The sequence below is a fragment of the Moorena sp. SIO4G3 genome (assembly GCF_010692305.1).
In the GTDB taxonomy this organism is placed as follows: domain Bacteria; phylum Cyanobacteriota; class Cyanobacteriia; order Cyanobacteriales; family Coleofasciculaceae; genus Moorena; species Moorena producens_A.
Genome location: NZ_JAAHIG010000153.1, coordinates 1 through 19571 on the forward strand (window position 1 = coordinate 1; position 19571 = coordinate 19571).

Genomic DNA, 19571 nt, shown 5'->3' on the forward strand with positions numbered 1-19571 from the left:
TCTCTACTTTTTGCTCTGAGTAGTTACCTTGATTCAATATTGATGTTGATTTTGATTTATCGCCAAACTTGTGATCGCTCTGTTTCCTATTGTGTCTTATCAAATATTCTATATCCATGCTAACCGGCTGAATGTAGGTGCGCATTAGTTTGGTTATTTGTTACCGTTTTAAATTAAGATGGAAGGTGACCACACCATATTTGTAACCTTAAGTTTATAGTATAGAGGTTATTCGTAATATGTGATGAAGAATTTGATATTTAGATTATACTTATCACACTTTATCAAACGTTTTTTTCATCGGTTACTATTTGTTTACTCCTTGGCGATAAGTTATTTATGGTCTATGATCGGGAATAACATGTATACGTGACAAACCATGGTTCTCGGATTTTAGCTTTTCAACAACGAAAATTCCATTACACAAAACTGGTCAACCAATTTATGCTTTTTTTATGTAATTTTGTGTATGATTTTGTTTAACACTGAAGCGAATTCGATAATAGAATATAAACCTGAATAACGTACAATAACACTTTCTGGTTATCTTGTTATCTCCTTGCTGTTATTGGTTTATAACTCGTGCTCTTTTTGTGTCTCAATCACCCATGTCCAGTATTGCTTTATGCTCTTTCATAATATTATTCAAAGGATTTAGGATTTATTATGCTGAGGTTGAATGAATTTCCCTCAATGACACGTCTGCCTCAAATTGCTGCACCCACGAGAAAGCCAAATCCTACGATGGTGATTTATCCTATACAAAAGCTTTACGTATTGTAAGCATTTATACCATTAGCTAAAGGCTTTGGAAATCCCAGAACAGTTGATTTAAGAGAAATCATCAATGGTATTTTTGATGTTCATTGGACTTGTTGGTAGAAAAAAATTTTGCTGGTTAAATCGATTTAGACGCCCTTAGTAAAGACTATAAGTTATATACACAGATGAGTATAGGGATGATATATGGTTCATTAATTCGTTTAATGACAAGAAGATTAGCGTCTTAATTTTTTGTTTACTAATCAGCTCTTACAATATCGATAGAAACATGATTAAAACAATTGCTTGATATGGGTGTTAAGCTAAAGCTTAACTAAATTTAGATCGCCAAGTAGTTATCTTAACTAATCCAATACAAAAATAGTTACATTTACCAATAGTTTCTACGCCCTTACCTGGAACCACTCCTCTAGGATTGACCTGGGCTAAAAGCTTTGGTAATCGATTGAGCTTTGGTCACGCTACGCGATGAAGCAAAGCTTCCGCGCTTTAGCGATCGCACTCTCAATTTTCGTTCCTATTCCGATATTGACGCAGTCGCTAATACTGGACACCACAGCACTTGACTTCACCCCCACTCTCTCCACACTTACCACACTTTCAACCCTATTCCCTGTTTCCTTTCTTCCCAATTTTCGTGCCTATTCCGATATTGACCCAGTCCCTAATACTGGACACCACAGCACTTGACTTCACCCCCACTCTCTCCACACTTACCACACTTTCAACCCTATTCCCTGTTTCCTTTCTTCCCGATTTCCTAACTATTCCGGTATTGACGCAGTCGCTAATACTGGACACCACAGCAGTTGACTTCATACCCACCCTATCCACGCTTACCACACTTTAACTACTTTCATCCCTATTTAAAAAAAGTTGCCAATTTTCCTTTTCTCTATTAAACTAGTAATATCGGAATAGTTAAAAAGACTCCATGAACAAGTGCGTTGGAACTACTGAAGCGGCATCTCTATTAGGAATTTCTTCTCGACGATTGCGCCAACTCCTAGAGAAGGGTCGGGTGCGGGGTGCTTATAAAACTGGGAAATTCTGGATTATTCCTCTATTCAACCATTTGCCACAAATTACCAAAGGGTCTCGTGGACCAAAAGGAAAATGGCGCACTAGTCGTCCACCGGCTTTAGCCAAGATTAATGTCAACCGTAATCACATTGGCTCTAATATCAAGAAAAGCCCTATTGACCGCAAGCCAGTAATTTCAGTAAAACGAAGTGGGACCAATCTCTACGGCAACGAAGTGGAAATCCTTGGGCCTTGTAAGATTGTCTATAATCCAGATCATCCACTCGATTGTGGCGCTCGTTTGTGGATTGAAACGTTTAGTGATATTCACTTCATTGGTGGTAGTTTTCCTGCTAGTCGTTGAATCGGGAATCGGGAATCGGGAATCGGGAATCGGGAACAGGGAAAAAGAGCTAATTGCTAGAGCTATTAGAATGGTTCAATAAGCACCCAAGCTAATTGCTGATCGCTGACCATGAGTTCTCCACCACCCTCCAAACCCCCAAAGACCATACTTAGTCAGCTAACTCAGGTAGTACAGACCATTCATGCGAAGGTCAATCTTCAAGCAGTAGCACTAAAGCCTAATGCTAGAGTGCCGGAACTTTGGGTGCAAGACAGTAATACCAACAAATCTGATGTCTATCCCCTGGTTGGGGACCGTTACGTACTCGGGCGCAGTTCCAAATCCTGTGACATAATCGTTCGCAACCCAGTAGTCAGTCAAGTTCATCTGTCCCTAGAACGGTATGGTAGGCGTGGGCGTAGGTTTATCATAAAAGACCAAAACTCTACCAATGGTATCTATCGTGGCAAACGCCGACTTTCCTCCTTGCTTCTGTATCACGGAGACACCCTCACCATTGGCCCACCCGAACTAGCGGCATCAGTTGAGCTACAGTACGTCTATCCTCCGCCCTGGTATATCCAAGGAATTCGTTACTTTCTCTATGGCATCGGTGGCTTAATTGCTTTAGTGGTATTACTAATTGGATTTCAAACCATCAAAGCACCATCAGTCAGGCCATTACCCGAGGGAGTCACAGGTCCTGTAATTGTTTACTCTCGTGACCAAATTCCCCTACGGCAACCTCGGACCGATGCTCACCGAGAACTGAGGAGGTTATCGGATTTTTCCCCATATTTACCGAAAGCAGTGATTGCTTCAGAAGACAGCCGCTTTTACTGGCACTTTGGAGTAGACCCCTATGGCATTATGCGAGCTGTGGTGCGGAATCTTCAAGGGGGAGGGATTCGCGAAGGTGCTAGTACCATCACTCAGCAGGTAGCAAGAAGCCTATTTCCCGAGTATGTCGGTCGAGCCAATACCGCAGACCGGAAAGTGCGGGAGGCAATTATTGCCCTAAAGTTAGAGACAGTTTACAGTAAAGACGCAATCTTAAAGGCTTACTTAAACCGAGTTTACTTGGGTATAGAAGCATTTGGTTTTGAAGATGCTGCTCAATTTTATTTCGACAAATCAGCAGCTAATGTGAATATCCAAGAAGCCGCAACCCTGGTAGCAAGTTTACCAGCACCCAATAGCTATAACCCAATCCAAAATTATGATACGTCATTACAATTACGGAATCGGGTGATTGACCGGATGCACGCTTTGGGAATGATTAGTCGAGAAGAGGCTAATCGAGCGAGGCGATCGCGGATTGAAGTTAGCCCGAAAGCCCGAGAAATGCTTTCTAGTACCAAAGCCCCCTATTTCTATAACTACGTTTTCCAGCAATTGAGGGCGTTACTGGGCAAAGAGTTGGCTAAGGAAGGTAATTTTATTGTAGAAACTACTGTAGATACTGAGTCTCAGGCCAAAGCTGAAGCAGCTCTACGGGACTATGTTAAGAACACTGGTAGCCGCTTAGGATTTTCTCAGGGAGCGATCGCAAGCTTGAATACCAGTAATGGCGAGATTCTAGCCATGGTTGGCGGTGCCGATTACCAAAAAAGCCAGTTTAATCGGGTTATCCAAGCTAAGCGTCAACCAGGCTCAACCTTTAAACTCTTTGCCTATGCTGCTGCCTTAGAAAAAGGGATTTTACCAACCAAAACCTACTCCTGCTCTGGGATTAAACGGATTAGACGTTGTGAGCGGTCTGGAGATGCTACTAATATTGATATGTATGCTGGTCTGGCTCAATCGGAAAATGCAGTAGCGATCAGAGTAGCTCAAGATGCTGGTTTAGATAGAGTAGTACGACTGGCGCAACGGTTGGGTATTAGCTCAAAACTCGAGCCTGCGTTTGGTTTAGCCTTAGGTCAAAGTGAAGTTACTCTGTTGGAAATGACTGGAGCCTATGGTGCGATCGCAAATCAAGGGATGTGGTATCGTCCCCATGGTATTGTCAGAATTCTCGACAGTAGTGATTGCACCGATAACCAAGACTACCAAACCTGTCGAGTAATCTACAACTTCGCTGATCAGCCAACTATCAACAAGCAAGCGGTTTCACCAGCGGTAGCCAACACCATGACAGAAATGCTTCAGGGTGTAGTCACTAGTGGCACCGGTCGCAGTGCTCGGATTGGTGAAGGAGAAGGGGGAAAAACCGGTACTACTGATAAAAATGTAGACTTGTGGTTTATTGGTTTTATTCCCAAGCATCAGATCGTTACAGGGATTTGGTTAGGCAATGACAATAATTCTCCTACTAGTGGTAGTAGTAGCCAAGCGGCTCAGTTGTGGGGAATGTATATGGGTCAGGTGGTACCGAAAGAGAGTTGATACCGAGTTGTATTCAAAGATAGTAGATTGGTTGGATAGGGAGATGGGGAGATAGGGAGATGGGGAGAAGAGACAGTTGTTGGTATCAAAGGTGATCAATCCAAAAGCTGATCAGGATTGATTCCCATTTGTTTGAGTCGAGCTTTCAAAGCTTCAAGCTCTTGTTGAGCTTGATTAGCCCGTTGCTGAGCCTGTTGAGTTTTCTCCTCTTGGGAGGGATACCGTCTAGCATTTTGGTCGTACCAATACAACCATTCCCTAGTCCAATCAAGATAGGTTCCTTCTGCTGTGCCTATACCTAGACCAATTTCTGGCATCCAGACCGGATTACCTGGTTGACGCACATACACTCCATCTACCAAGCGATGCACTTCAAAGCTATCCCCTTTTCGAGGTTGAAAGTTATCGCTATCATATATCACGTAATATAATAACCCTAAGTCAGCATAGTCTAATTTTTTCTGGTCATACTCGCCGTTATAGGTTTGAGAGACAATCTCGATGGCGAGAATTGGCACAACACCATTTTCTTCCCACAACACATAACTTAAACGTCCCTGACGACCCTTAGGGCGAGTTTTCCATCTCTGTACTCCTAAACTGAGGAATCCATCAGGCACTATGGCTGACTGTTTGGGATTGTAATAGTATCCCATATCTATACCAAAAAACCAATCCCTGCGCTCTGACCAGATAATCGCTAAAATCGATTTCAATAAGTGAGGGATGGTATCTTGCAGTTCATTATCCACAGGGGTTTCATCAGAAGAGGGTAATTCTTCTGAAGTCGGAAGGTATTGTAACGGGTCATAGTTTAGCATCATTCCATTGCCTAGACCTAACTGGTGACATGTTAGCAATTTCATGCAGTTTCACTAACTACCATTATCTTGCCGATAAATAAGATTAGGTTGATGAGCAGTTTCTATAGTATTTTAGGGACAAGTCTATTTTGCTTTGTTGTTAGCTTTGTTATGAAACAGCTCCTCAACCAACTACAAAACCAACGCAAATACATTAAATCCCTAATTATCCCTGTTTTAGGTATCTTGTTAGCAAGCGGAATAATTGCAGCACCAGCCAATGCCATCAATGTCTATCAAATGCCTAACATTAGCGCTGGAGAACCGACTTGGGTAATTGACAAGTCAGAAGTTCTCTCTCGCTTCACAGAAGGCAAGTTGACTCAATCCTTAGAGGATTTAGCCAAAGCAACAGGCAATCAAGTTAGACTGGTCACTGTCCACGGCCTAGATTATGGTGAAACAGCAGCAACCTTTGCCCAAGGGTTGTTTGAAAAATGGTATGGTAATCCAGAAGACCAAGCTAATCAAACCTTGATAGTGCTGGATACTGTCACCAATAACAGTGCTATCGTTACTGGCAATGCCGTTAAGGAAATTATGTCCGATGACATTGCTGAAAGTGTGGCTTCTGAAACCCTACAGGTGCCGCTGCGGGATGGTAACAAGTATAATCAGGGTTTCTTAGATGTAAGCGATCGCATAGTAGCTGTCTTATCTGGCGAACCAGATCCCGGTCCTCCTGTAGTTGAAGAAGAAATCAACATTGCTGGCAACTTTAAGAGTGCAGAAGAAACTCAAGAGAGCAATGCTACCCTTTGGGTTGTAGTGATCTTGGTTGTTGCTACAGTTGTGCCGATGGTTACTTACTTTTTCTACCAAGGTTTTTCCTAAGTATTTAGCTATCAGCTATCAGCTATTAGCTGATAGCTGATAGATTACTAACTCAAAGAGATGAGATATATCTCATTACTTCTGGAGTCGCATCAAACCATTCCCCAGAAATCCTAAGATGTTGGAATTTCCTGTGAAATTCGGTTTCCATCTTAGCACTACCTGGGATAATTTTTATTAGTTCTAAAGTCGTTACACTCTTAGTTTCAAGCCCTCTAATATTACCATTGGGGTTAGTAGTGTAACCGATCCGAATCGCATTGCGTCCCTTGTCTAAGATAAAGTAAAGCCTAGCTGGATTTTCTTCCTCAGGGCTGGATAGGCAGCTTTGTACTAAAGTCCCTGTGGCTTTGTGCAACCGAATAAAGGTTTGAGCGTCACTAGCGTATTCTGGAAGCTTAGAACGCTCTACAGCCATGGTCATATAACGCAATGCAGCTGCGTGTCTTCCCTCCGACGCTTCATCGACAGCCAGGGCTAGCAGGTCATAGGGTGAGCATTGGCGAAAATTACTCATTATTGTTGTAGTTGGGCTGAGCAATACCTGATTTGTATGCTAGGAATTGGTAATAATAGCACACCTAATGACCTTATGTAAAGACCTTATGTCAAGTCAGATCGGGGAAATCGTATCTGTGCTTTGTGCAAAAGGCGCGTTTATTCAAAATACTCCTCAACTGCTCATCAATCCGGAATCTCAAAGGTAATCTCGCGCTTGGTAAAGGGCAAATCTTGATTAATAGCCTCAATTTCCTGAAGTTCCATGACGTTAACCTCATCGATATAGTTTTGAAAAATCCGGTCAAAGCGTTTATCGTAGAATCGGTGAACACTATGGTTAGCAGTTGCTGGGAAGCCACGACGCTTCTTGTGACGCCCACCAGCACCAGGGTCAAACATGGTGATGCCCTGGTCGATTGCCCACTCAATTGGTGCATAGTAACAGGCTTCAAAATGTAGGCAGTCAAATTCTTGAAAACAGCCCCAATAACGACCATACAAATGATTGCCCTTATTGATACAAAAGGACATTCCCACTGGTTTTTGGTCATCCTCCTCCCGATAAGCAGCCATTAGTACCACTCGCTGACGGTAGTTAGGATACAACTGTTTAAAAAACTGGCGCGTTAGATATTTGCTACCCCACATAAATTTATCGCAGGTGCTGCTGTAGAAGCTGTAGATTAAGGGAAACAAGGATTTTTGAATCTCATCCCCCGTTAAGATTTTCAGGGTTAGACCTGCTTTGGCTACAGCCTTACGTTCTCGTTTAATATTGCGGCGTTGATTGGCATTAAAGACCTTTAGGTAATCCTCAAAACTGCTAAATCCTTGGTTTTGCCAAATATAGCTGTGATGTAGCCAGCCCTTAAAACCATTGCGTTCAATTACTGGTCGCCAATCCGGGTCAACAAAGAGGAAGTGACAACCAGACAGATGATTGCGATCGCAAAAATGATCGATAGCACTGACCATTATCTGTGTCAGCTCATCTTCATCTTCTCCCGGTGCCATCAAAAACCGATAGCCTACCGCTGGAGTAAATGGTGTCATCCCCAACAACTTGGGATAGTAGGAAATGCCCAAGCGATAGGATAAATCCGCCCACTGTTGGTCAAAGACAAACTCTCCGTAACTGTGACCTTTGACATACATAGGTGCAGCCGCGATCAGCTGTCTATCTCGCCATACCGTTAAGTGATTGGGCAACCAACCCGTTTTAGCAGTAGCACTACCAGATGTTTCAATATTATTCAACCAGTCCCACTCCAGAAAAGGGGTTTTTAGGGGTTGGGCAAGGTCATCCCAAGCGGATTGGGGAATATCTGCCATGCGGTTGACCCAGATAACGGAATAGTCAAGCTTGGGTTGTTGAACCATTGGGGTAATCTAGGATTAGGGGAACTTGAGATTGGTAAAGTCAGCAATTCTGCTAGTATGCAAGTTTGAACGCGCACGCGTGGCCAAACGCGCCCCGCGTGGCCAATAGGCCAAGGCCAAGTCAGCAAGTCAGCAAGTCAGCAAGTCTGAAACAATTCCTGGGATCAATTACTGAGAAACTGGAATGTTTCTTACCTTGAGCCTTAAGGTTTTTACCGTTAACTTCAAGTATTTAACTTCAAGTTTTATTTAATTATTCGAGGGAGTTATCAGAGGAGATATGACCAGATATCCCATCTCTTAGTTTAAGTTAAAATAACTTCACACTATAGGCACGCAAAGTACCTGCACCAAACAAGACCCCATCAGCGAGAGCCACTGGGTTTTCCAGAGGGGCTAGAAAGGTTAGCAAATCTTTTCTATAACACATCTAGTCACAGACTTCAAACCCTGAAGGTCTTGATAGTCAGGGAAAACCTTGGTAGATCTACTCGAATCCTCCAAGCTATGCATCTATGCCTTTGTCCTTCCATCTGACGTTAAATGGACACAACCCTAGTTGAGAATGGCAGAGAAAAATTACTCAAATTAACTGGATTTATTTGAGTAAGTTTCCATAAACTAAATAGAGGGAATAAAGATATCAATCTGAGTACCAAGGTTGTAGTGAGTAATTGTAAACAAACCCCATTATCTTGCGGTTGGGTTGTTCTGAGCCATCAATATCAGACGAATTATGGTTAAGCTAGGTCTATCCTCCTTTCGTCGCATTCTACTTTCGCGCCTTCTGCTGCTAAGTGTGCCAGTCTTACTAGCAGGAGTGTATGTGACTTACACAAAGGCACGCTCATTGCTGTTGGACAGTGCTCGCCAAAATCTGACGGAAAGTGCTGTACTCCACGCACAGAGCATTCAAGAGTCAATTGCTGCCCTCAAAGCCAACTTGGTGAGTGCCAGTGAAGCTGTAGCCCTAAAGTCGGAATCCCCAACCGCCTATCAAAAATTTGTAGAACAATTGGCTCAACTGTTACCACATCAGATCGATTGTGTACAGTTGATGGAGCTACAGAGCAAAGCAATCGCCGCAAGTACCTGTGCTAACAAATTGCTAACTAACCGACCGACTTTTGTATCCTCGGTGCAGCAAAGTCAATCATTCACTAACCGTTCTCAGGTTGAGGTAACCATACTACTGCCTAAACACCCCTCAAGAAACCCCTCAACAACTTTAACTAGCCAACTCTATCCCCCCAAGTCCACCAGTAAACTCAAACTAGTCCTGAGTGCCCCAGTCTATAACCGATCAGGTCAACTCCAGTTTGCCCTGATCATCCAGTCAGCTCTGCTACAGACACCAGCCTCACAACGGCAGATATTGTCGAGCTATCCGGTAGTGATTAACCAAGAAGGGAAAGTTTTGACTCATCACTATCACGAGCCAGTGGCACAGAAGATCACAGACAAGATCAATCGGGAAGAAGAACAAGAGGGACTCAAAAGGGTTTTCGGAAAAGCGATCGCACAGGAACTTGATGTTGCTGAACCGTCGTACTGGATTAAAAACAACGTGGAATTAACCGCTGGGTATACCTCAATTCCAAGTCCGATTACTGCTGAGCTAGATCAAAAGTGGGTGATCTTAGCGGTTACCCCCGTTGATATTGCTTTGGCTGGTCTCAAAGAGATTCAGCACGTTCTGGTAATCTTCACCTGTGGCTTGATTGGGGCAACCCTGTTGGCAACGATGTATGTTGCTCGAGAATTAGCTCGTCCTCTCGAACAACTCAGAGACTACGCTCTCAATCAATCTCAGTTCCTACCCTACGACCGTATACCCCAAAACTTCAAAATTAGGGAAGTTAACCAATTGTCGGAAGCTTTCGGTGGGATGATTGAACGCATGAAACATTGGGCAGAAGAACTCGAAGCTACTTGGAAAGAAGCCCAAACTGCTAATAAGTTCAAGAATGAATTCCTGGCGAATACCTCCCATGAACTGAGAACTCCCCTGAACGCCATCATTGGTTGTTTGCGACTAATACGGGATGGTTTCTGTGACAACCGGGAAGAAGAAATCGATTTTTTACAAAGGGCTGATCATGCTGCCATGCATCTGCTAGAAATCATTAATGACGTTCTAGATATGGCCAAGATTGAAGCTGGTAAATTATCGGTAAAAATTGAGCCGATTTACCTGTGGGAGTTGCTTGATGAAGTCATAAATTTACAGACTATTCCCATTCAGCAGAAAGGTCTTGAGTTTCATACCAGCGATTTGCATCAGGGGATTATCGTTCCTGCTGATCCAGCTAAGCTCAAGCAGGTTATAATTAATGTAGTTGGTAACGCCACCAAATTTACAGACAATGGCAGCATTACCATTAAAACCCGAATTGAACCGCTACCCCTGTCTCAGAACAACAGAAGTTTTCCCAAGGCTTCTGATCTAACTTCTCATTCACAGGTTGTGATTATTGTTAAGGATACAGGTATTGGTATTGATCCCAGTCAACAGAAAAAACTATTTCGTCCCTTTGTGATGGTTGATGGCTCGACCACCCGCCAATGCGGTGGAACAGGGCTTGGTCTAGCTATTTGCCGGAATTTAATGGAAATGATGGGAGGTACTATTACCCTCTCCAGTCCTGGAGAGGGTAAGGGTAGCACTGTTAAAATTACCTTGCCGATCATAGATGGAAAACGGGAATAGGGATGCAGCGCTTTTCTCGTACTGCCTGATCTGTTAAATTGACGCACTAGTCATCTGTTGCGCCAATGAGCTGATAACCTTCAATTGTTCCTCACCAAAAGCGTCTGCTTCTGGACTAGCAATGGTAATTAGACCCTTGATTTTATAGTCATCAATCACTGGCACGCTCAGAAATGACCGCACTCCTGCCAAATCCAAACCCCCAGATACTATTCCCACTACCTGCCCATCGTTACCAATAACTGGTAAAGAAACCACGGCAACCCAAAGGTTACTCTTTGCCCGAAAAACTGTTGATATATAGGTGCGTCCCTTGATAGCTTGTTGAAAATAGCGGCGATCGGAATAGTCTTTACCAATTAAATCTAATTCCGGGGCTTCTGGGTAGCGATAAATCATCACCCCCTGACGATTGATTAAACTCCACCCAGCCAATCCAGCCATCGCGTTTTGCATCAGGGTGCTCTCTCGTAGTGCTTGCCCTAAGGCAGCAACATTTAGCGATCGCGTTTCCGAACAAAATGCTAGAAAACTCAGGGTAACAAAGAGTCGCTTCAGGTCATTTTGGGCTAAATAAGCGACGGTTTCTGGGGCATCAGTTCCCTGTGATGCCACTAACTCCATCTGAATTTGGTCTGGTTGGAGGTCTAGGTCAGTTAAGCTAGCCAAGGTAATCAGTGCCAAAGCTCGCAATTGCTCAGCCGCAGTAGTAGTTGACTGTTTACCTAGGACGATCAGCAACCGAGTCTTTTGCTCTTCTAGGAGAAGCATACCATAAATTGGTGGGTCAATGGTTGCCTTGATTTGGTCAAAGGTTGTTTGCCACACCGGTTGCTTGCCTGTCATAATTTTTGAACAAAAAGGAGTGTAAAGGGGATATAGCTGTTACAAGCCTCAGAGCTAGACCATATTTCTCAAACAAACTTATAAATATAAGACTAACGGCTGAGAATAGTTGATCAGTTCCTAAATTTTGGTATTTTGCGCGCGTCTTTCTGGAGTGGTCGATAGCAAACGTTTGTTCCGACACGCTGATTTCGCTAGATTTTCTGGAAGCGTCGAGAGATTTTCTACTGTTTGGGAAATGAATTGTGATCGATAATCTTTGATTGAGATGAGGTGCTCTCAATCACAATCCCCTTAGTGGGGGAGATACTGTAAGGGTAGGGACGCTGATCTGCCTTAGCCCCACGAATTTTAGTAATTCGCAGCCAATTTTTGTAGCCAATGTCTGCTCCGTTATTAATTTCATCCCAGTCAGGTGAATAAAGGTCTACTACGAGATCATAAAGGTTCAGTAAATTGTAGCGATCGCTTTTTTCGATTCCGTCCTGAGCAAAAATATCTAACACTGCCACATCAGGCTGACGGAGTTGACGATTTTTACGGTAGACCAGCTTAATAAACTCTCTAGGGGTACAGTTGATTAGTAGAGGCGTGAGGGAGTCAAAGATTACTCGACAGGGTTTAGGCATCTGCTCGAGCTGTTGCGCAATCCTGAGCAAAAGCATCTCCGGGTCATTCAGATTCAGGTGTACAGAGGTTGCTGGCAATGTGTCTACTATGGGACTAAAGGTATCGAGGATTACCAACTGCCCTGCTTCCAGGTAGGGGTCAGGGAGTAATCCCCAACTTGGGAGGGTTTGATAAACTTGCTGCCTAGGAATATCCGCACTAATATATAAGACTGATTCTTGGCGATGCAAGCCACAGAGCAAAAACTGATAGGCTAGGGTACTCTTACCCAGTCCGGGAGCGCCCTCCACCAAGGAAGCGGTGTTATAGGGGATTTGGTTTGGGAGCAATTTTTCGAGTGACCCAAACACTAAATAGGGAGCATCCTCAATAAATTTTAATGATTCGGTGGTTGAGGGGGGAGATATTTGGCTGGCACTGTACAATATCTCAATACCGTTTTCTGTGATTGCCATGCGGTGAGAACCACAGACATGGTCAGATGCTCGCATTTTAAATACTTCTAGATAGCGATCGCGTCTACGACCAACTAGTTCTTTTGATAGCATAATCATGCCATCGACAATGGTTTCTTCCACACCAAAGCTGGATAGGTGTCCAGTTTCATGAGCAGGGATACCTGAGATAAAGATACCCACTCCACCAATTTGTTGCATCAGGGTTGCTAATTGGAAGGTCTTTTCTCGCTGGATGGCTCGGTTATTGACTTTGTAGAACAAGACTGATAGTGAATCCACCACAAAACGTTGAGGCTGGAAGGAGGCGATTTCCTGAGCAATTTGATCTAGGTGTTCTTCAACCCGGATATTAGTTTGGGTAACAAAGACAATGCGCAGCATCTGCTGTTGAATCAGACGTTCTAAGTCCCAACCAAAACCGGCTGCCATCTGGGACAGATGAGAGGGGGTTTCCTCAAAAGAAAAGAGCAAGCCTTTTTCCCCTCGGTCAACTCCAGCCATGAGAAACTGTAGGGCAAAGGTAGTTTTACCAGTGCCAGCAACTCCCGAGAGGATTATTGAACGACCGTAGGGGATACCCCCCCGCAACAGTTGATCCAAACCCGGAATTCCCATCACCATACGCCCTGCTGGAACTGACCAACTCACCGACTGTTGCCTGAGGGTTAGGGTAGGGCTGAGAATCCGCACCCCCACATTAGTGATCACAAAGGGAAATGGTTCCATATAAGGTGCCAGACCCCGTAATTTATGAACCTGTAACCAACGGCGTTGCTCCCCTGCCTCCTCATGGGTCGAAAGGTAAATGATGCCATCAGCCAAAGCAAATTCTGGACTGTGGTTAATCTGATAGGGATCGGATTCACTCACTAAAAAAGTCGTGCAACGAGCACTGGCGAGGCGAACCGATAGTTCGTAGCAAAAACGGCGGAAGTCACCACTTTTTTCGGTCAGGTCAGCAATAGCCTTAAAAGAGTCAATGACTATAACTTCTGCTTGATGTTGATTGACCAAACCCACTATATGATCTGCCAACCTAGGCATCGGTTGTTCAATTAAGAATGAACCGACATCACTATAGATCACCTGCTCACCAAATACTTGAGCATCGAAGAATTGGAAGTGCTGCATATAACGCACCACCTTAAGGGTTGGCTCAGAAAGGGTACTGAGATAAAGAGCTCTCTTATGGGGTTGGTGCTTGATAGTGTTAAACAGAATCTGCTGCACCAAAATTGTTTTGCCAGTGCCAGGAGCCCCTGCCAAGATATTCAATGAGTAGATGGGAAAGCCACCGCCCAAAACGGCATCCAGATTTGGCACTCCTGTAGGCATTAATTTGATTGTGGGCTTAGTCATTAGCCATTATTCATTATAGCGGTTTTTAAGCTTGTAAGGTACAACTTTCGGTTTAGGTAGCAGGGAGCAGGGAGCAGGTATAAGTAAATTCATAACCGGTAAGATGTGAAAGGTTTTTTTGTACCTCATTATGATAAAAACCGCTAGATTCATTAGTGGTAATTTAACTAATAATCAATCAAAATAATCAATCAAATCGTAGCTTTGTAATAGGTTGTCTTCTGATGTTCCCAGGTAATTACCATACCCTGCTGCTTGAGATTCTCTAACTCATGGAGCAAGTCTTGAGGGGTGAATCCAGTGCGATTGGCTAATTCATTTATCTCCATCTCCTCCACCCCCTGCAAGATTTTCATGATATTACGACTCGGGTTAAGCAACTCCTTAAAGCCATTGTCATTGAAGTAATTATTATTAAAGACAGGCATTCCAGTCAGCACACCAGTTTGAGCTTCAATCACCTCGTTGATGCTAATTCCATCTGAGGTAATTTCAAAAAACCGGATTTCTTTGCTGTGGGGCGCTCCCCTGACCTTCATAATGTTGATGGCTCGTCCGATCCGACCCGATAGTTCTACATAGCGTAAGAGGATAACATTATCCACCACAAAGGATACGCCATGTTCACTCAACTGAAACGGTCCGAATAGCTCCCCAATTTCGTTGGTTACGATGGTGGTCACACCTTGAAGTTTCAACTGGTTCACTAAGGAGTAAATATAGTCTTTGTAGCGAACCTTATTTGGGGTGGCAATCTCAATATCCTTGAGAGAATCAAGCATAATCCGGCGAGCCTTAACCCTGTCTACAACAGCTTTCACCTTAGCAGCATGGATATCCGGCTGTAGTTCTACGGGAGAATCATACATATGCACTAGCATTCCCTGCTTTTCCATCGCCTCTAAATCCCAACCTAAGGACAGGGCAATGGCTTTGAGCTGTTGGGGATTTTCTTGAAAGGTAACAATTACTCCAGGCTCCCCTTTGAGAATTCCAGCCACAATGAAGTGAAGTCCCATCAAGGTTTTACCAGTGCCTGCGCCTCCAGCAACCATAGTTGCCGTGCTATGCTGCAATCCCCCATCTAACATCCTATCCAGTTCAGGGATGCCAGTGGAAAGTTTTTGTTGGCTGACCTGGGTATTCATCCATAAGTTTTTCAGCATCTTAATCCGGGGATAGACTTCTATGCCTGTCTGACTGATTTCAAAGGGGTGCAACCCGGTAAAATAATTTTCCCCCCTGAGTTTCAGCACATCTAAATAACGCTGGTAGTGTAACCCCAGAGGCTGATTTTGCAGACGAATAATCCCATCGGCGATGGCAAAGATGGGTTGATGTTTAATTTCTTCGTCAGTGTATTCCCCTACTAAAAAAGCTGTTACTCCCCAAGTGGTCAGACGCACTGAGAGGTCGTAGCCAAACTTACGTACTTCTACGGGATCCGTTGCCAAATCATGAATGGCTTTGAAGCTATCAATGCCGATCAGCGCAGGTCGGTACTCTTTTACGTAATTAATAATGGCAGCGACCGCTTCTTTTAGACCCTGCTCTCGGATAATCTCGCCGATGTCGAGATAAATTACCGCAGTACCTACCTTAGTGGGGTCAAAAAAATCAAACTTTTGTAGGTAGTGCAGTAATTTTACTGAAGGTTCTGATAGGGTAACTAGATAAAGCGCTTTGTGCTCTGTAGTAGCATTGGTGTATAGTATTTGCTGGGTAAAGATCGTCTTACCAGATCCGGGTGGCCCAGTTATGATGTTAATGGACAATTCCGGAATACCACCAGCGAGAATCGAGTCTAGACCAGGAATACTAGTAGGCAGTTTACCTAAGGGCTTTGTCCGAGGCCTGATCATATAAGTTTTTTCCCTTCAATTTCCTTGAGTAATTGTCTGACTAGAATGTCGCCCGTCAAGATGGCTAGAATATCGATTAGGGTTGTGACTAACTCTTTGAGGGCCTCACGAATTAGTAACCGTTGTTCTGGTGGAACCTTTTGGCGAAACACCTCAAACGAAACTCCCTCGGCACTTGATTCTATGTAGCTAATCAGGGGATATTTTTCCGCTGTCAAAGCTAGAGATCTTTCCATAATCGACACTACTGTCACTCTACCTAAGGTCGGCATAATCCGGTTCCAGATCGTGGTGAGCAAATCTTCGTAAATGTCGATAACTTCTTCCTTACGGGCCTCTGTCTTCGCCTGGTCAACTTGATCCTGGACTAGCTGTTCAGCTAATGGTTGTGCCGATCGCATCTCCATTTCTCTATTAGGATCGCTCATCGCACTCTCCTCAAATTTTCGTGCCCAGTTAAGGTTAAGAAAACTATTAGTTCTAGCTGAGGGGGTTATATAATAAGCCCTGAAATGCCCACTATATAAAGCTTCTAGGCCAATAAATCAGGCAAGATACAGACCGACATTGACCCTGGATTCATTGTCTTGATGCAAAGCGCGAGTGGGGTAAAGCATGGCAGTTGCTCGTGGGGGTTACCCCCAATACCGCACTGCCTCCCCGTGAGGCCACTGCATCGCTTTCTGGAAGCTTAAACCCTTATAACTAGGTGCAATTAAGCGCCCAAAACAGCATGTATCTTTCTGTTACTTATGGGCTGAAATTATTACCCAGTAAGGATTTCAGCTTACATGTCGCCCCCCCAGTAGTTCTCTTCATGGCTATCTATGGATAACTACCAGTTTATCCCATCAATTTCCACAGCTTATTATATTATCAAAAGTCATAAGATTAGTTAGGTATTTTTTTAGATTTTTTTAATATTTATTTAGTAATACCGAATTAAAAACAAACAAAAATTAATACAAAAATATTTAAATATAATTAACATAACTTTTCTTAAAGGAAAATTCAACAACGCCTCTAAGGATAGTAACACAATACTGAAGCAATAGAAAAATTCAGTTTTTTTTTATCTCGATTAACTGCTCATACCAAATCCTGTTCCCATACCCCCCTGATCCGCATCGCCCTAGATTCCTGGCATAAAAAGATTTGGTCGATTTTTATAAAGGGGTAATGACCAAGCGGATTTGGTATGAGATTCGCTAGTATAAACCACTGGTGCGTTCACTCAACAAAAGAAGAAACTATGAGAAACTTGACCTCCCGCATGGAGGCGGTGCAGTTGCCAGTCATTCCCATGGTTGGCGAACTGATCCGTAAATATCCTGAGACCATATCCTTAGGACAGGGGGTGGTCTATTATGATCCCCCCCCAGAGGCAATGGCAATGTTGCGTGAATTCTACAGCTTACCAGACAATCATAAGTACAAACCCGTACATGGAATTGCGGCCTTGCGAGAGGCAATTGAGGCAAAACTGAAAACTGATAACGACATTGAGATCAATTCTGCTAACCGCATTGTTGTCACCGCAGGAAGCAACATGGCGTTCATGAATGCGATTCTAGGAATTACCACTCCCGGGGACGAGATTATTCTCCAAACGCCTTACTATTTCAACCAGGAAATGGCGATTCAGATGGCTAGCTGTCATCCAGTCCTGGTGCCAACCGATGAAAATTACCAGCTACGTCCGTCAGCGATCGCACAGGCTATTACCGATAGAACCCGGGCAGTAGTTACCATATCACCTAATAATCCTACTGGGGCGGTATATTCCGAAGAGGCATTGCGTCAGGTAAATCAACTTTGTGCCGATCACGGAATTTACCACATTAGTGATGAAGCTTATGAGTATTTTACTTACAACGGGGTGAAACACTTTTCCCCAGGTGCCTTTCCCGAAAGTAGTCAACACACTATTTCTCTATACAGCCTCTCCAAAGCCTACGGTTTTGCCAGTTGGCGGATTGGCTACATGATTATTCCAGAACACTTGTTTGAAGCAATTCAAAAAGTTCAGGATACAATCCTAATTTGTCCCCCAGTCATTTCTCAGTATGCGGCTAATGGGGCATTGAATACTCGAAAAAATTACTGTCAACCTCATATTAATGCGATCGCGTCTGTACGAAAGGTGGTATTGAACTCCCTGAAACGTCTAGAGGGTTTGTGTACCATTGGTTCTGCGGATGGAGCGTTCTATGTTTTCCTAAAAGTGGATACTCAGTTGGATGCTTTTGAATTGGTAGAGAGACTGATTCGGGAACATCGAGTAGCTGTGATGCCAGGTACCGCCTTTGGTATGGACGATGGGTGTTACCTCAGACTTGCTTATGGTGCTTTGCAAAAAGAAACTGTAGCAGAAGGTATTGAACGATTCGTTGCAGGTCTTAACGAAATTTTACAAAAAGTTTGACCCAAGGGCAGGAGATGCAGAAAATATTGTGTAGAAAAATTGACTCACAAATTGTCTACAAGGGATGAGGTATTAGACCAGTTTTTTTTATAGTGAACCCACCAAGAAGGGGTGGGTTCATAATACATGCTTATTGAGACTGATGTCATCTAAACCTGCTTACTGGCTTGGTTTTGGCAAAGTCTGGTTAGGCGTTATTGATGCTTCTGTCTGGCAGAATCCACCATAACACCGGAGACAAAATCATACAGGAAATAGAAAAAATCAACACCAGTAATAGAACTTGGCTCAGTTCGCTATCCATAGGTCTTACCTCTTTATTATCAACTCAGGCTTTTTCAAGCCTCTAGGTTTATACTTCAATCTGACTTAAGTCTATTCCGGATAACAAATTCTGGGTAGTTCTTAGGGTAAATTTTTGTCTACTCTGGTAAACTTTATGGTTAATTTATAATAAGTTTTATTGCAAAGTCGCTGAAATTCCAAAAATATCATCCCAAATGCAGTTGACTAATTATTATTCCCTTCTCAAGTAATCGGTAATTGGTAATGGGTAATTAAAGTTAGCAACTAACAATTACCCATTCCCAAAAATTCAGGGACTATTTGGGAAGTGATTAACTGAACTTGGTATCAGTGTTTTATTGATGTAGGAAACCACCTGGTTAGCCAAACATATCTGACACGGTTCGTTGGAACGAATTCATTACCAAAATGTTTTTTATTCGAAGTCATTATAAATACTTACACTATCAATTATCTTGAAAAGGCTATATATAATATCGAGTCAGGTTGACTGGGTTGTAAACAAGCCCACCTACTTCATCCTTGATACTTCAACCTTTTATATAATGCCCAGAAGATACTTTCTGCTCTCTTACCAAAGTAAGACTAACCCATTGCCCTTTATCGTTAAAAGAGCGAATCAGCCGCTGACGTTGGTTAGGTTGCCACAGCCAACCTACTTCTAGAAAGAAGGAATGACCTGGCTTAACCGTTATTGGACAAGTCGACGATGCCCCATCGGGCAATAATAAAACAGAAAAACATCAAGCGAGAGTTAGCCACTTAATTTATTGAGTGGAAAGCGAGCGTGCCGGGATTTATCCCGGCGTTCGCGTTCTAAGGGATTCGTTTTGTTCTTGCTAATATTTCCAGAAACT

General features: G+C 43.4%; 15 protein-coding genes. 6 read left to right on the forward strand and 9 right to left on the reverse strand.

The genetic code is table 11. The annotated features are described in order from the left end of the window. Positions 1 to 1251: 1251 nt before the first annotated feature. From F6J99_RS23940 to F6J99_RS23950, 3 genes are all read left to right on the forward strand, one after another. The gene (locus F6J99_RS23940; RefSeq protein WP_293115970.1) at positions 1252 to 1473 is read left to right on the forward strand and encodes a hypothetical protein; all 222 of its coding nucleotides are present in this window, start codon (positions 1252 to 1254) and stop codon (positions 1471 to 1473) included. Positions 1474 to 1717: 244 nt separating this feature from the next. Next, positions 1718 to 2170 (forward strand): DNA-binding protein, encoded by a 453-nt coding sequence (locus F6J99_RS23945; protein WP_293115972.1) that lies wholly within the window; start codon positions 1718 to 1720, stop codon positions 2168 to 2170. A 111-nt stretch (positions 2171 to 2281) separates the two neighbouring features. Beyond that, entirely contained in the window at positions 2282 to 4540 is a 2259-nt protein-coding gene (locus F6J99_RS23950) for a transglycosylase domain-containing protein (protein ID WP_293115974.1), read from the forward strand. Between the two features lie 95 nt (positions 4541 to 4635). On the opposite strand, the gene F6J99_RS23955 is transcribed toward F6J99_RS23950, so the two are convergent. After that, positions 4636 to 5406 (reverse strand): Uma2 family endonuclease, encoded by a 771-nt coding sequence (locus F6J99_RS23955; RefSeq protein WP_293115976.1) that lies wholly within the window; start codon positions 5404 to 5406, stop codon positions 4636 to 4638. Between the two features lie 108 nt (positions 5407 to 5514). Between F6J99_RS23955 and F6J99_RS23960 the strand changes: the two genes are divergently transcribed. Further along, a complete protein-coding gene (locus tag F6J99_RS23960; RefSeq protein ID WP_293115978.1) occupies positions 5515 to 6237 on the forward strand; it encodes a TPM domain-containing protein in 723 nt (240 codons plus the stop codon). 52 nt (positions 6238 to 6289) lie between these two features. Here F6J99_RS23960 and F6J99_RS23965 read toward each other — a convergent pair whose 3' ends face one another. Both F6J99_RS23965 and F6J99_RS23970 read right to left on the reverse strand, forming a co-directional pair. Beyond that, the gene (locus tag F6J99_RS23965; protein WP_075897651.1) at positions 6290 to 6754 is read right to left on the reverse strand and encodes a GIY-YIG nuclease family protein; all 465 of its coding nucleotides are present in this window, start codon (positions 6752 to 6754) and stop codon (positions 6290 to 6292) included. A gap of 167 nt (positions 6755 to 6921) precedes the next feature. After that, entirely contained in the window at positions 6922 to 8118 is a 1197-nt protein-coding gene (locus F6J99_RS23970; protein ID WP_293115980.1) for a GNAT family N-acetyltransferase, read from the reverse strand. An 826-nt stretch (positions 8119 to 8944) separates the two neighbouring features. Here F6J99_RS23970 and F6J99_RS23975 point away from each other — a divergent pair. Continuing rightward, complete coding sequence (locus F6J99_RS23975; RefSeq protein ID WP_293115982.1) at positions 8945 to 10828, forward strand: HAMP domain-containing sensor histidine kinase; 1884 nt, start codon at positions 8945 to 8947, stop codon at positions 10826 to 10828. A 33-nt stretch (positions 10829 to 10861) separates the two neighbouring features. Here F6J99_RS23975 and F6J99_RS23980 read toward each other — a convergent pair whose 3' ends face one another. The 5 genes from F6J99_RS23980 to F6J99_RS24000 all read right to left on the reverse strand — a co-directional run bounded on the left by F6J99_RS23980 (position 10862) and on the right by F6J99_RS24000 (position 16411). Next, a complete protein-coding gene (locus F6J99_RS23980) occupies positions 10862 to 11674 on the reverse strand; it encodes a GAF domain-containing protein (protein ID WP_293115984.1) in 813 nt (270 codons plus the stop codon). 224 nt (positions 11675 to 11898) lie between these two features. Next, complete coding sequence (locus tag F6J99_RS23985; RefSeq protein ID WP_293115986.1) at positions 11899 to 14121, reverse strand: ATPase domain-containing protein; 2223 nt, start codon at positions 14119 to 14121, stop codon at positions 11899 to 11901. A gap of 6 nt (positions 14122 to 14127) precedes the next feature. Further along, positions 14128 to 14250, reverse strand: a complete 123-nt coding sequence (locus tag F6J99_RS23990; protein WP_293115988.1) for a hypothetical protein — start codon at positions 14248 to 14250, stop codon at positions 14128 to 14130. 62 nt (positions 14251 to 14312) lie between these two features. After that, a complete protein-coding gene (locus tag F6J99_RS23995; RefSeq protein WP_293115990.1) occupies positions 14313 to 15983 on the reverse strand; it encodes an ATPase domain-containing protein in 1671 nt (556 codons plus the stop codon). Further along, positions 15980 to 16411 carry a hypothetical protein gene (locus F6J99_RS24000; RefSeq protein WP_293115992.1) on the reverse strand — a complete coding sequence of 144 codons (432 nt, stop codon included), beginning with the start codon at positions 16409 to 16411 and terminating at the stop codon, positions 15980 to 15982. Before F6J99_RS24000 ends, F6J99_RS23995 begins: the two co-directional genes overlap by 4 nt. A gap of 824 nt (positions 16412 to 17235) precedes the next feature. Between F6J99_RS24000 and F6J99_RS24005 the strand changes: the two genes are divergently transcribed. Then, positions 17236 to 18408 (forward strand): pyridoxal phosphate-dependent aminotransferase, encoded by a 1173-nt coding sequence (locus F6J99_RS24005; RefSeq protein ID WP_293115994.1) that lies wholly within the window; start codon positions 17236 to 17238, stop codon positions 18406 to 18408. A gap of 836 nt (positions 18409 to 19244) precedes the next feature. On the opposite strand, the gene F6J99_RS24010 is transcribed toward F6J99_RS24005, so the two are convergent. Then, positions 19245 to 19439 (reverse strand): DUF3598 family protein, encoded by a 195-nt coding sequence (locus F6J99_RS24010; RefSeq protein ID WP_365974028.1) that lies wholly within the window; start codon positions 19437 to 19439, stop codon positions 19245 to 19247. Between the last annotated feature and the right edge of the window lie 132 nt (positions 19440 to 19571).